General features: G+C 71.1%; 11 protein-coding genes and 1 pseudogene. 2 read left to right on the top strand and 10 right to left on the bottom strand.

Annotation, left to right across the window (positions count from 1 at the left end; translation table 11 throughout):
- Positions 1–20: 20 nt before the first annotated feature.
- From PV963_RS34235 to PV963_RS34225, 3 genes are all read right to left on the bottom strand, one after another.
- Positions 21–1,349 carry a class I SAM-dependent RNA methyltransferase gene (locus PV963_RS34235; protein ID WP_274820334.1) on the bottom strand — a complete coding sequence of 443 codons (1,329 nt, stop codon included), beginning with the start codon at positions 1,347–1,349 and terminating at the stop codon, positions 21–23.
- 124 nt (positions 1,350–1,473) lie between these two features.
- Positions 1,474–3,525 carry an APC family permease gene (locus PV963_RS34230; RefSeq protein ID WP_274820333.1) on the bottom strand — a complete coding sequence of 684 codons (2,052 nt, stop codon included), beginning with the start codon at positions 3,523–3,525 and terminating at the stop codon, positions 1,474–1,476.
- A gap of 298 nt (positions 3,526–3,823) precedes the next feature.
- Complete coding sequence (locus PV963_RS34225) at positions 3,824–4,804, bottom strand: adenosine kinase (RefSeq protein WP_274820332.1); 981 nt, start codon at positions 4,802–4,804, stop codon at positions 3,824–3,826.
- Positions 4,805–5,050: 246 nt separating this feature from the next.
- Between PV963_RS34225 and PV963_RS34220 the strand changes: the two genes are divergently transcribed.
- Both PV963_RS34220 and PV963_RS34215 read left to right on the top strand, forming a co-directional pair.
- A complete protein-coding gene (locus tag PV963_RS34220) occupies positions 5,051–5,722 on the top strand; it encodes a potassium channel family protein (RefSeq protein WP_086602681.1) in 672 nt (223 codons plus the stop codon).
- Complete coding sequence (locus tag PV963_RS34215; RefSeq protein WP_010035052.1) at positions 5,722–6,399, top strand: potassium channel family protein; 678 nt, start codon at positions 5,722–5,724, stop codon at positions 6,397–6,399. The genes PV963_RS34220 and PV963_RS34215 overlap by 1 nt, the downstream gene beginning before the upstream one ends.
- A 159-nt stretch (positions 6,400–6,558) precedes the next feature.
- Here PV963_RS34215 and PV963_RS34210 read toward each other — a convergent pair whose 3' ends face one another.
- From PV963_RS34210 to dut, 7 genes and pseudogenes are all read right to left on the bottom strand, one after another.
- Complete coding sequence (locus tag PV963_RS34210) at positions 6,559–7,290, bottom strand: DUF3159 domain-containing protein (RefSeq protein ID WP_274820331.1); 732 nt, start codon at positions 7,288–7,290, stop codon at positions 6,559–6,561.
- 3 nt (positions 7,291–7,293) lie between these two features.
- Positions 7,294–7,692 (bottom strand): OB-fold nucleic acid binding domain-containing protein, encoded by a 399-nt coding sequence (locus PV963_RS34205; protein WP_184989393.1) that lies wholly within the window; start codon positions 7,690–7,692, stop codon positions 7,294–7,296.
- 53 nt (positions 7,693–7,745) lie between these two features.
- Positions 7,746–8,429, bottom strand: coding sequence for a response regulator (locus PV963_RS34200; protein WP_274820330.1), 684 nt, complete (start codon positions 8,427–8,429; stop codon positions 7,746–7,748).
- Positions 8,426–10,981, bottom strand: coding sequence for a sensor histidine kinase (locus PV963_RS34195; protein ID WP_274820329.1), 2,556 nt, complete (start codon positions 10,979–10,981; stop codon positions 8,426–8,428). The genes PV963_RS34200 and PV963_RS34195 overlap by 4 nt, the downstream gene beginning before the upstream one ends.
- Positions 10,982–11,112: 131 nt before the next feature.
- Positions 11,113–11,238 (bottom strand): annotated as a pseudogene (locus PV963_RS44100) (alginate lyase family protein); the annotation flags it as partial.
- Positions 11,239–11,407: 169 nt separating this feature from the next.
- The gene (locus PV963_RS34190) at positions 11,408–12,163 is read right to left on the bottom strand and encodes a DUF3710 domain-containing protein (RefSeq protein WP_274820328.1); all 756 of its coding nucleotides are present in this window, start codon (positions 12,161–12,163) and stop codon (positions 11,408–11,410) included.
- A 1-nt stretch (position 12,164) separates the two neighbouring features.
- Positions 12,165–12,734, bottom strand: a complete 570-nt coding sequence (dut, locus tag PV963_RS34185; protein WP_274820327.1) for a dUTP diphosphatase — start codon at positions 12,732–12,734, stop codon at positions 12,165–12,167.
- Positions 12,735–12,764 lie beyond the last annotated feature (30 nt).

Raw genomic sequence — 12,764 nt, 5'->3', positions numbered from 1 at the left:
TGCGCGCACAAAACCACAGGTCAGGAGCCCTTTGCCGCCGGTTCAAGGATGGCGACGCACTCCACATGATGAGTCATGGGAAACAGATCGAACGCCCGCAGCATCCGCACCCGATACCCACCGTCCCGGAAGTACCCCAAGTCACGCGCCAACGCCGCCGGATCGCAAGCCACGTACGCGATCCGCCGCGCCCCGAGGGTCGACAGGTGCTCGACCGTCTTCCGGCCCGCCCCGGCCCGCGGCGGGTCGAGGACGATCAGGTCGACCTCCGTGATCCCCGTGCGCGGCAACACGCTCTCGACCTTGCCCTGCTCGATACGCACCCGGTCGAAGTCGGCGAGGTTGTGCCGCGCGTCCTCCACCGCCCGCTTGCCGGACTCGATGCCGAGGACCGCGCCCTGTTCGCCGACGCGGTCGGCGAGTGCGCCCGCGAAGAGGCCGACGCCGCAGTAGAGGTCGAGGGCCATGTCTCCCTTGCGGGGCAGCAGGCCCTGCATGACGGCCGTCACCAGGGTGTCCGCCGCCTGCGGGTGGACCTGCCAGAAGCCGCCGCCCCCGACCCGGTAGGTCCGGCCGTCCGCGCGCTCGCGGACGAAGGGGCGGCCGTGGACGCGGTGGACGCCGCCGGAGCGCTCGTCCACGCGCAGCACCGACACCGGGCGGTCGAGCTCGACCAGTGGGAGGCGCGCGCCCGGCTTCGGCGTGAGGATCACCTGGCGGTCCTGCGAACCCGTCGCCGCGATCGCCTCGACGGAGTCCATGCCGGTCCAGACCCGCTTCTCGATGCCCAGCTCGCTGACGCCCTCCGCGGCGATCATGCAGTGGTCGATCGGCTCCACCTCGTGGGAGCGGTGCCGGCGCAGGCCCGCGCGGCCGTCGGCCGTGACCGCGTACTGGACGCGGGTACGCCAGGACGGGACCTGGCCCGCGGGCACCTTGTCGCCCTCGGCGGGCACCACCGTGCCGTCCCAGCCGGCCTCCTCAGGCGTGAGCCCGGCGAGCCGCTGGAGCTGTTCGGCGACGACGTCGGCCTTCAGGCGCCGCTGCGCGCCGGGCTTGGCGTGCTGCCAGTCGCAGCCGCCGCAGCGGCCGGGGCCGGCGAACGGGCAGGGCACGTCGATCCGGTCCTTGGAGGCGTCCAGCACCTTCACCGCGTCCGCACGCAGGAACCGGGCGCCCTCCTCGCCCTCGGTCACCCGCGCCACGACCCGCTCACCGGGCAGCGCGTGCCGGACGAACAGCACCTGGCCCTCGGACGTACGGGCGATGCAGTGGCCGCCGTGGGCGACGGGGCCGATCTCGACCTCGTACTCCTCCCCCACCAGTGACTTCCTCGGTTCTGCCTGCATGGTGGGGTGACTCCAAAAGCGTTGGGGAAACGGCCGAACGGAAACGGCCGGACAACAGCCCACCAGTCTACGTGGGTGCCGCCCGGCCGATTCACGCCCGTTTCACACGGGCAGCCGGGTGCCCTCAGGCCTTCGGGTCCGAGGGCTCCTTCGGCCGCTCCTGCGCCGGCCCCCGCCGCACCGAACCCGGCGCGTTCCACTCCTGCTGCCTGCGGGCCCGCCGCTTGGCCGCCTCGGAGGACTGGAGCTGGTACGGCACCGAGGTCACCATGATTCCCGGCGTGAAGAGCAGCCGGCCCTTCAGCCGCAGGGCGCTCTGGTTGTGCAGCAGATGCTCGTACCAGTGGCCGACGACGTACTCGGGGATGATCACGGACACCGCGTCCCGCGGCGACTCCTTGCGCAGTCCCTTGACGTACTCGATGATCGGCCGCGTGATCTCGCGGTAGGGCGAGTCCAGCACCTTCAGCGGTACGTCGATGCCGCGCCGCTCCCACTCCTCGCGCAGCGCCTTGGTCTCCGCCGGGTCGACGTTGACGCTCACCGCCTCCAGCGAGTCCGAGCGCATCAGCTTGGCGTAGGCCAGGGCACGCAGCGCCGGGCGGTGGATCTTGGAGATCAAAACGACGGAATGGACACGGGAGGGCCGTACGCTGTCGTCGCTCGGGCCCTCGGGGGCGGCGATCTCCTCGGCGACCCGGTCGTAGTGCTTACGGATGGCCGTCATCGTCGCGTAGAAGATCACCATGCCGAGCAGAGCGACCCACGCGCCGTGCGTGAACTTGGTGACGAGGACGACCACCAGCACCAGGCCGGTGAAGAAGGCGCCGAAGGCGTTGATGGCGCGCGAGCGGATCATGTGACGGCGCTTGGCTTTGTCCTGCTCGGTGGCCAGGTGGCGGTTCCAGTGCCGGACCATGCCGGTCTGGCTGAGCGTGAAGGACACGAACACGCCGACGATGTACAGCTGGATCAGGCGGGTGGAGTCGGCGCCGTAGATCCATACCAGCAGTCCGGCCGCGCCGGCGAGGAGCACGATGCCGTTGGAGAAGGCGAGGCGGTCGCCGCGGGTGTGCAGCTGGCGGGGCAGGTAGCGGTCCTGGGCGAGGATCGAGCCGAGCAGCGGGAAGCCGTTGTAGGCGGTGTTCGCGGCGAGGAACAGCACCAGCGCGGTGGCCGCGGCCAGCACGATGAACAGGAGGCTGCCCTTGCCGAAGACGGCCTCGGCGACCTGGGAGATCACCGGGTTCTGGACGTAGTCCGCCCCGAGCGGGACGCCGTTGTGGATGAGGTCGCGGGCCGGGTTCTCGGCCATGCGGACGTCGGTCGCGGCGGCCAGCGCGATGATGCCGCAGAACATGGTGACGGCCAGCAGGCCCATCATCGCGAGCGTGTTCGCGGCGTTCTTGGACTTGGGCTTGCGGAAGGCCGGGACGCCGTTGGAGATCGCCTCGACGCCGGTGAGCGCGGCGCAGCCGGAGGAGAAGGCGCGCAGCAGCAGGAAGACCAGGGCGAAGCCTGCCAGGCCCTGGTGCTCGGGCTTGATGACGTAGTCCGCCGTCGGTGCCCGCATGGTGTCGTCCAGGACCAGTCCGCGGAAGGCGCCCCAGGCGATCATGGTGAAGACACCCGCGACGAAGACGTACGTCGGGATCGCGAACAGCGAGCCCGACTCCTTCACCCCGCGCAGGTTCATCAGCGTCAGCAGCACGATCACGCCGATCGCGCAGAGCACCTTGTGCTCGACCACGAACGGGATCGCGGAGCCGAGGTTCTCGATGCCGGAGGAGATCGACACCGCGACGGTGAGGACGTAGTCGACGAGCAGCGCGCTCGCGACCGTCAGGCCCGCCTTGGGGCCGAGGTTGGTGTTCGCCACCTCGTAGTCGCCGCCACCGCTGGGGTAGGCGTGCACGTTCTGCCGGTAGGAGGCCACCACGGTGAACATCAGCACGACGACCGCGACCGCGATCCACGGACTGAAGTGGTACGCCGTCACACCCGCGATCGACAGGACCAGCAGCACCTCCCCCGGCGCGTACGCGACGGAGGACAAGGGGTCGGAGGCGAAGACGGGTAGTGCGATGCGCTTCGGCAGGAGTGTTTCCCCCAGCCGGTCACTGCGCAGTGCGCGCCCGATCAGGATCCGTTTGGGCACGTCGGTCAGTTTGGACACAACAGAGGATCGTAAGCGTTCGATTGCGGGCTCGCCCACCCGCCACCCCCCATCGGCGTTCCGTCTGCCCTCCGAGTGAATTCAGGGGCTGCTGCGGCTGCGGATTGCACAGGTCACCCGGTTCCCATGCCTATATGACTAAGCCCGGCCCGTCCCCGGCTGTCGCCGCCCCTGGAGGCCTCATGCACCCGACCGCAGAACTGATCGGCGCCGCAGCCACACTGTTCGTCCTCGGAATCCTCACCGTGGCGAGTGTGCGGAGCATCAGCCGCCGCAAGGACGTGTCGCCGGGGACGCGTTAGAGACACGAGCCGTGGCCGCGGCGCAGGAGCGCGTCACCGGCTTCCGTCGCCCTGCCCGCTGCCGGCCCGGGCCGCTCCAGTTCCGTCACACCGGCACGCAGTTCCTCCCACCCGATGCTGTCCGTCCGTGTCGACGGGACCGTGCAGGCGTACGCACCGGCCACCGCGCCGTGCAGGGCGCAGTGGCGGGGCGGGGCGCCGTTCAGCCAGGCGTGGAGGAACGCGGCGGCGAAGGCGTCGCCCGCGCCGTTGGAGTCGACGACCGGTGCCGGAGGTGTGGCGGCGGGTACGTGGGTCAGCTCGCCGTCGGTCAGCAGGTACGCCCCGTCCGCCCCGGCCGTGGCGACGACGACCCGGGCCCGGCCCCGCTCGGGGATCCGCCGCATGGTCCGCTCCGGGTCGGCCAGCGCCGTGCTGGACAGGAAGACCAGGTCGGCCTGGTGGGCGAAGGGCTCGTGGTAGGGGTTGGACCCGTCCCAGTCGTGCAGGTCGGTCGAGATCGTGATGCCCGCCTCGCGCAGGACGGGCAGCGCGTGGGCGCACGGCTGGGTGATGACGACATGGGCGTGCCGGCTGGCCGCGGCCAGCTCCCGCAGCGTGGCCTCGGGCAGCCGGTCCGTCTCCGCCGAGCGGGTGGCGTCGTACAGGGACAGCCGTCTGCCGTCGGGGCCGACGAGGTTGACCGCGCGCTTGGTGCCGAGCGGCTGGGGGACGGCGGTGAGGGCGATGCCGCGGTCCCGGTGCAGGGCGCGGACCAGGTCGCCCTCGGGGTCGTCGCCCAGCATGTCGACGTGGTGCGTGCGCAGCCCCAGCGCGCTCGCGGCCAGCGCGACGAAGTCACCGCTCTGGCCCGCCCGCGTCACGATCCCTGGCCGGATCATGTGGCTGTCGGCGAACGGCACGGGCAGCTCGGGCACGTGCACGATCGTGTCCACGCCCGCGCCACCGAGGACCAGGACGTCGATCTCGGTACTCATGTCGGCTTCCTCCCCCGCCGAGGGCGGCAAGGCCCTCGGCAACCCCCTCGACTTTGCCGATACGTTGGAGTCGGGCAGTCGAACGCGGCACCGGCCCCGGAAGGCATCATGGCGTGATTCCACCGGCATGATGTTGCCTGGCGGCCCGCACTCAGGCCGCGACGTGGTGCCTGGCGAGCCGAAAGAGAGACATGAGCAGGACATTGTTGATGGTCAGAGGGCCCGTAGGAAGCACGGTGTGACGCGATGCATATTGTGATCATGGGTTGCGGAAGGGTGGGCTCCGCCCTGGCCCAGACCCTGGAGCAACAGGGCCACACGGTCGCCGTGGTCGACCAGGACCCCACCGCCTTCCGTCGTCTGGGCTCCTCCTTCGGCGGCCGCCGGGTCACCGGGGTCGGCTTCGACCAGGACACCCTGCGCGAGGCGGGCATCGAGGAGGCCGGCGCCTTCGCCGCCGTCTCCAGCGGTGACAACTCCAACATCATCGCCGCGCGCGTGGCCCGCGAGATGTTCGGCATCGAGAACGTCGCCGCCCGCATCTACGACCCCCGCCGCGCCGAGGTCTACCAGCGCCTGGGCATCCCCACCGTCGCGACCGTCCGCTGGACGGCCGACCAGATGCTGCGCCGCCTGCTCCCCTCGGGCGCCGAGCCCCTGTGGCGCGACCCCACCGGCGGCGTCCAGCTCGCCGAGGTGCACACCTCCACCGCCTGGGTCGGCCACAAGATCAGCCGGATCCAGGAGGAGACGGGCGTGCGCGTGGCGTTCCTGACCCGGCTCGGCGAGGCGGTCCTGCCCACCTCGCAGACGGTGCTGCAGGAGGGCGACCTGGTGCACGTGATGATGCGCACCGACGAGGTCGACACGGTCGAGGCGGCGTTCGCCAAGGGTCCCGAAGAGGAGGGCGGTCACTGATGAGGGTCGCCATTGCCGGAGCCGGCGCGGTCGGCCGCTCGATCGCGGGCGAGCTGCTGGAGAACGGCCACGAGGTCCTGCTGATCGACAAGGCGCCGACCGCCATCTCGGTCGAACGCGTCCCGCAGGCCGAGTGGCTGCTGGCCGACGCCTGCGAGATCACCTCCCTGGACGAGGCGGCGCTCCAGCGCTGCAACGTCGTCATCGCCGCGACCGGCGACGACAAGGTGAACCTGGTCGTCTCGCTCCTCGCCAAGACGGAGTACGGCGTTCCGCGGGTGGTCGCCCGGGTGAACAACCCGAAGAACGAGTGGCTGTTCAACGAGTCCTGGGGCGTGGACGTCGCCGTCTCCACGCCGCGTCTGATGTCGGCCCTGGTCGAGGAGGCGGTGAGCGTGGGCGACCTGGTCCGCCTGCTCCGCTTCAGCCACGGCGACGCGAACCTGGTCGAGCTGACCCTGCCGGAGGAGTCGGCCCTGGCCGGCACGCAGGTCGGGGACGTCGAGTGGCCCGAGGACACGTCCCTGGTCACGATCATCCGAGGCACCCGCGTCCTGACGCCCTCCCGGGAGGACTCCCTGGAGGCGGGCGACGAGCTCCTCTTCGTGGCCGCACAGGCCCGTGAGGAGCAGCTGGAGGACCTGCTGTCGGTACGCCGGGACAGCGCGGCGAGCTGAGCGGGGCCCTGCGGGGACAAGCAGGAAGGGGCTTCCCGGGTCTCCGGGAAGCCCCTCCCTGCTTGCTTCACCTCTCGGCCGACCGCGTCGGGCGGCGGGTGGGCATAGGCCCTGGGGGTCTGGGGGCGGAGCCCCCAGCAAGTCCAGCACAAACGCCGGTCACTGCTCGGCGGACCGAGCAGCAGCCTCCCGCTCCCTCTCCTCGGCGGCCTTCTCCTCCGCCTCCATCTCCGCGAACACGTCGATCGGCGCGGGTGCCTTCGCCAGGAAGACCCACGTCAGCCATACGGCGAGCAGGAACGGCGGGATCTTCAGGGCGACCAGGACCCAGCCCAGCTGTGTGGTGTCGGCCCACCAGTACAGCGGGAAGAGGATCGCGCACTTGGCGAGCAGGATCGCACCCCAGGCGTAACTGGCCTTCGCGTAGGCCTTCTTACGGCCGGGGTTCCGCGTGCGCCAGGAGAGGTTCTCCTTGAAGACCGGGCCGAGGATCAGCCCGATCAGCGGCACACCGCACAGCGTGGTGATGATGTAGGCGAGTCCCAGACCCAGCGTGTAGAGCATGCCGGGCAGGTAGAAGTCCTTGGCGTTGCCGGTCATCATCGCGAAGACGACACCGAAGGCCACGCCGAAGACACCGCTGAAGGCGTGCTTGACGGTGTCCTTCATCACCAGCCGGACCACGACCAGTACCAGCGACACGGCCAGCGCCGCGATCGCCGACAGGTGCAGGTCCTTGTTGATCGTGTAGATGGTGACGAACAGCAGGCCGGGCAGCACCGTCTCGACCATGCCCCGCAGGCCGCCGAACGCTTCGAACAGGGCGGCCTCGGTCACCGCCCGGGCGTCGTCCGCAGATGTCTCTTCGGTCGGCTTGTCGAGCGACGTCACCGGCTACTCCCGTCCGAGGGGTCTCAGTTCGTACTTGGGATTGAACAGCACCCGGCGGCCCCGGCTCATCGAGATCCGGCCCGATGCGATCAGCTTGCGCCCCGGCTCTATGCCGACGATGGAGCGCCTGCCGAGCCACACCACGTCCAGCGCGGCGGAGCCGTCGAACAGCTCGGCCTCCAGGGCGGGGACTCCGGCCCGCGGTCGCAGGGTGACCGTGCGCAAGGTACCAGTAACCGTCGCTATCTGCCGGTCCTGGCAGTCTCCGATCCGGATACAGCCCGCGGTCTCGGTGTCCTCGCGCAGTTCCTCGGACTCCAGGTCCTCCTGCGACGAGGAGAGCCGGTCGAGCATGCGCCGGAACCGGCCCGCCGGCTTGTGCGAACGAGGAACAGCACTCATGACTAGAGCGTACCGGGGGCCGCCGACAGCCATGTAGCCCCGGGGCGAGGACCTCACTTCTCGAACCGGTACCCCATCCCCGGCTCCGTGATGAAGTGCTTCGGATGGGAGGGATCCGCCTCCAGCTTCCGCCGCAGCTGCGCCATGTACACGCGCAGATAGTTGGTCTCCGTCCCGTACGACGGCCCCCACACCTCCTGGAGCAGCTGCTTCTGCCCGACCAGACGGCCGCCGTTGCGGACGAGGACCTCCAGCAGGTGCCACTCCGTCGGGGTCAGCCGTACGTCCTTCCCGGCGCGGTTGACCTTCTTCGCGGCCAGGTCGACGGTGAACTCGCCGGTCTCCACGACGACGTCGTCCTCACCGCCCCCGGCCGGTTCGGCCCGGCGCACGGCGGCCCGCAGCCGGGCCAGCAGTTCGTCCATGCCGAAGGGCTTGGTGACGTAGTCGTCGGCGCCCGCGTCCAGCGCCTCGACCTTCTCGTCGGAGGAGTGCCGGGCGGACAGCACCAGGATGGGCACCCGGGTCCAGCCCCGCAGGCCCCTGATCACCTCGACGCCGTCCATGTCGGGCAGGCCGAGGTCGAGGACGACCACGTCGGGGTGGCGGGCGGCGGCGAGCTGGAGGGCGGTGGCGCCGTCGTGGGCGGCGTCGACCTCGTACTTGCGTGCCCTGAGGTTGATCACGAGGGCGCGCACGATCTGCGGCTCGTCGTCGACCACCAGCACCCGGGTCATGAGGTCTGCCTTTCCGGTTCGGCTGCGTGTTCCGCCACGTGGAGGAGCTCCGGGCGCGGTCCCGCCGCGCGGAGGGTGAGGACCATGGTGAGCCCGCCACCGGGGGTGTCCTCGGCGTCGAGTGTGCCGCCCATGGCCTCGGCGAAGCCGCGCGCCACCGCGAGCCCCAGTCCCACACCGGCGCCGCGCGGGGCGTCGCCGTAGCGCTGGAAGGGCTCGAAGATGCGGTCCTTGGCCTCGTCGGGGACGCCCGGCCCCCGGTCGACGACCCGCACCTCGACCCGGTCGGCGAGCGCGCTGGCTGCGACCAGCACGGGCGCGCCGGACGGACTGTACTTGACGGCGTTCTCGACGAGGTTGGCCATCGCCCGCTCCAGCAGCCCGGGGTCCACGTCGACCATGGGCAGGGTCTCCGGAACGTCCAGGTCGACACTGCCCTCGGGCACGCCGCCGAGCGCCATCGGCACCACCTCGTCGAGGTCGATCTCGCGGATCAGCGGGGTGACCGTGCCGGTCTGGAGCCGGGACATGTCGAGCAGGTTGCCGACGAGGTGGTCGAGGCGGTCGGCGCCCTCCTCGATGCCCTCCAGCAGCGCCGCCCGGTCCTCCTCGGACCACTCGACGTCCTCGGAGCGCAGGGAGGTCACCGCCGCCTTGATCCCGGCGAGCGGGGTGCGCAGGTCGTGGCTGACGGCGGCGAGCAGCGCCGTACGGATGCGGTTGCCCTCGGCTAGGGTGCGGGCCCGGTCGGCCTCCTCCTGGAGCCGGCGGCGGTCCAGGACGACGGCGGCCTGGGCGGCGAAGGCGGCCAGCACCCGGCGGTCCTCGGCGGGCAGGACGCGGCCGGTCAGCGCGAGCGCCATGTGGTCCCCGACCGGCATGTCCACATCCGCCTGGTCGGGCCGCTCGACGGCACGTCCCCGCCCGACGCGGCCGGCGCAGGTCCACGGCGCGACGTCGCTCGCCCTCTCCAGCAGGGCCGCCGACTCCATGCCGAAGGTCTCCCGGACCCGTTCCAGCAGGTCCTCCAGGCCGGTCTCGCCGCGCAGCACGTTGCCCGCGAGGAAGGACAGGATCTCGGACTCGGCCCGCAGCCGGGCGGCCTGGTGGGTGCGGCGGGCGGCGAGGTCGACCACGGAGGCCACCGCCACGCCGACGGCCACGAAGATCACGATGGCGACGATGTTCTTCGGGTCGGCGATGGTCCACCGGTGCAGGGGCGGTGTGTAGAAGTAGTTCAGCAGCAGGGAACCCACCGCCGCCGAGGCCAGCGCCGGGAGCAGCCCGCCGAGCAGGGCCGCCGCCACGGTCAGCGCCAGGAACAGCAGCATGTCGTTGGCCAGGCCGAGGTCGACGGCGCTGAGCAGCGCCGCCAGGACCGGCGGGCCGGCGACCCCGGCCAGCCAGCCCCACACCCGCCGGGACCGACCGAGGCGTGCACCCCGGGCCACCGGCAGTCCGCGGCCCTTGGCGACTTCGTCGTGGGTGACGATGTGCACGTCGAGGTCGGACCCGGACTCCCGGGCGACCGTCGCGCCGACGCCGGGCCCGAAGACGTACTGCCAGGTCCTGCGGCGCGAGGAGCCCAGCACGATCTGGGTGGCGTTCACACCGCGGGCGAAGGCGAGCAGCGCGGCCGGTATGTCGTCGCCGACCACGTGATGGAACGTTCCGCCGAGGTCCTCGACGAGGGTCCGCTGCATCGCCAGTTCCTTGGGCGAGGCCGAGGTCAGCCCGTCGCTGCGGGCTATGTAGACGGCCAGCACCTCACCGCCGGCGCCCTTCTCGGCCAGCCGCGCGGCCCGGCGGATCAGCGTCCGGCCCTCCGGGCCGCCGGTCAGGCCGACCACGATCCGCTCGCGCGAGCCCCAGATCCTCGACACCCGGTGATCGCTGCGGTACTGGGTGAGGTAGGCGTCGACCCGGTCGGCCACCCACAGCAGCGCCAGTTCGCGCAGGGCGGTCAGGTTGCCGGGCCGGAAGTAGTTCGACAGGGCCGCGTCGACCTTGTCGGGTTGGTAGATGTTGCCGTGCGCCATCCGCCGCCGCAGCGCCTCGGGCGACATGTCGACCAGCTCCACCTGGTCGGCCCGCCGTACCACCTCGTCCGGCACGGTCTCCTGCTGCCGCACACCGGTGATCGACTCGACGATGTCGCCCAGTGACTCCAGGTGCTGGATGTTGACGGTCGAGATCACGTCGACACCGGCCGCCAGCAGTTCCTCCACGTCCTGCCAGCGCTTGGCGTTGCGGGAGCCGGGGATGTTGGTGTGGGCGAGTTCGTCGACCAGGGCGACCTGGGGGCGGCGGGCGAGGACGGCGTCGAGGTCCATCTCGGGGAAGACGCCGCCGCGGTACTCCAGCCGCCTGCGCGGCACCTGCTCCAGGCCGTGCAGCATGACCTCGGTGCGGGGGCGGTCGTGGTGCTCGACGAAGGCCACCACGCAGTCCGTGCCCCGCTCGACGCGGCGGTGCGCCTCGGACAGCATCGCGTACGTCTTGCCGACGCCCGGTGCCGCACCGAGGTAGATCCGAAGCTTGCCGCGTCCCATGGCCTCATTGTCTTCCGGTCTGCCCACTGCGCAGCGTCGACCTTACGGCCAACAATTACGACATATGGGTTCCGGGCCCGGCAGTGGGACCGTCTTTGACGGAACTCTGACGCGCCCGGCCGTTCAGCGGGTCACGCGGGGTTGTCGCCGTGGGTGAGGGTCTCCCAGGCGACGAAGAGGTTGTTGCTGCCGGCGGGGCGGCCGCGCGGGGTCAGCGTCCCGGTGTTGGTCAGGGCGTGTCCGAGACGGTTGGCCAGGACCTTGGCGCGGCTGGGGGGCCTTCCGTTCTCGTACGTGAACGTGAAGCGCCTTCATGAACAGAGCGTTGGACGGAGACGGTAGGTACAGCCAATAACCCGTCAAGGCTCCACACACGAGAAAGGGCCGCACCCCGTGAGGAGTGCGGCCCTGGTGTCTCTACAACGCTCAGCGAACCTCGGTGATCTCCGGTCCGCGCTGGAGCTGACCCATTCCGCCGGCGAAACGGGAGCCCTCCTCCTCCTGCTGGATGCCCTCGGGGACCATCTGGGCGTCGTTGGGCAGCTTCAGGACGATCGGGTCGCGGGGCGCCATCGGGCCCTCACCGCGCACCACGACCGTGTCCCGGAAGATCTGCTCGAGCAGCCCGGCGGCCTGCGGCTGCACCGCGCCCTGGCCCGAGATGACCCCGCGCAGGAACCAGCGGGGGCCGTCCACACCGACGAACCGCACGACCTGGAAGCCGCCGGTGCCGTCCGGCAGCTGCACCGGCACCTGGGCGCGCAGCTCCCAGCCCAGCGGTCCCTCGACCTCGTCGACGATGCCGCCCTGCTGGGTGATGCCCGAGCCGATCTCCTCGCGCACCTCGCCCCAGATGCCCTCACGCTTGGGCGCGGCGAAGCCCTGCAGCTGGATGGCGCTGTCCCGCAGCACGACCGTCGCCGCCACGATCGCGTCACCCGCGACCTCTACGCGCAGCTCCATGCCGTCGACGCCCGGCACGAACAGACCGCCCAGGTCGACCCGGCCCTCGCCCGGGTCGCGCACCTCGGAGCTGTCCCAGGGCCCGTCGGGCCGCGGCGCCGGCTCGAGCCTCAGGCGCTCGCCCTCGCCGCCCGCCTCACTGTCGACACCGTCGACGACCTGCTCGGCCTCGCCGGCCGCGTCCTCGGCGGCATCCCTCTTCTTGCGACGTCCGAACACGTCACTGTCCTTCCCGGTCGGATACGACCGAAGCGTATCGATTCCCACCCGCCTGACCGCCCAGGGCGGCCTGACCGCTTGTGCCGCTCGTCCCGTCCACCGCGGCGTGTCCTCCGGTGGACCCGAAGCCCCCCTCGGCCCGCGCGGAGCCGGGAAGCTCCGCCACCTCCTGGAAGCGGACCCTCTCGACCTGCTGGACGACCAGTTGGGCAATCCGGTCGAAGCGCTCGAACCGCACGGCCTCGCGCGGGTCGAGATTCACCACGATCACCTTGATCTCCCCACGGTACCCGGCATCAACCGTCCCCGGGGCATTCACCAGGGCGACGCCGCAGCGGGCGGCCAGGCCGGACCGAGGGTGCACGAAGGCCGCGTACCCCTCCGGCAGGGCCACAGACACTCCCGTGGGCAGCACCGCCCGCTCACCCGGCGCCAGTTGGCACGCCTCGGTGGTACGCAGATCGGCTCCCGCGTCCCCGGGGTGCGCATACGACGGAAGCGGTACGTCCGGATCGACGCGCCGGATCAGCACGTCCACGGGCTGACGGCTCACAGGGCTCGCAGGAGTCATGGGGCTTTCCGGGCTGACGGGGCTTGTGGG

The sequence above is a fragment of the Streptomyces coeruleorubidus genome, from assembly GCF_028885415.1.
GTDB classification, from domain to species: domain Bacteria; phylum Actinomycetota; class Actinomycetes; order Streptomycetales; family Streptomycetaceae; genus Streptomyces; species Streptomyces coeruleorubidus_A.
This window is presented reverse-complemented; position numbering and strand designations above follow the sequence as displayed.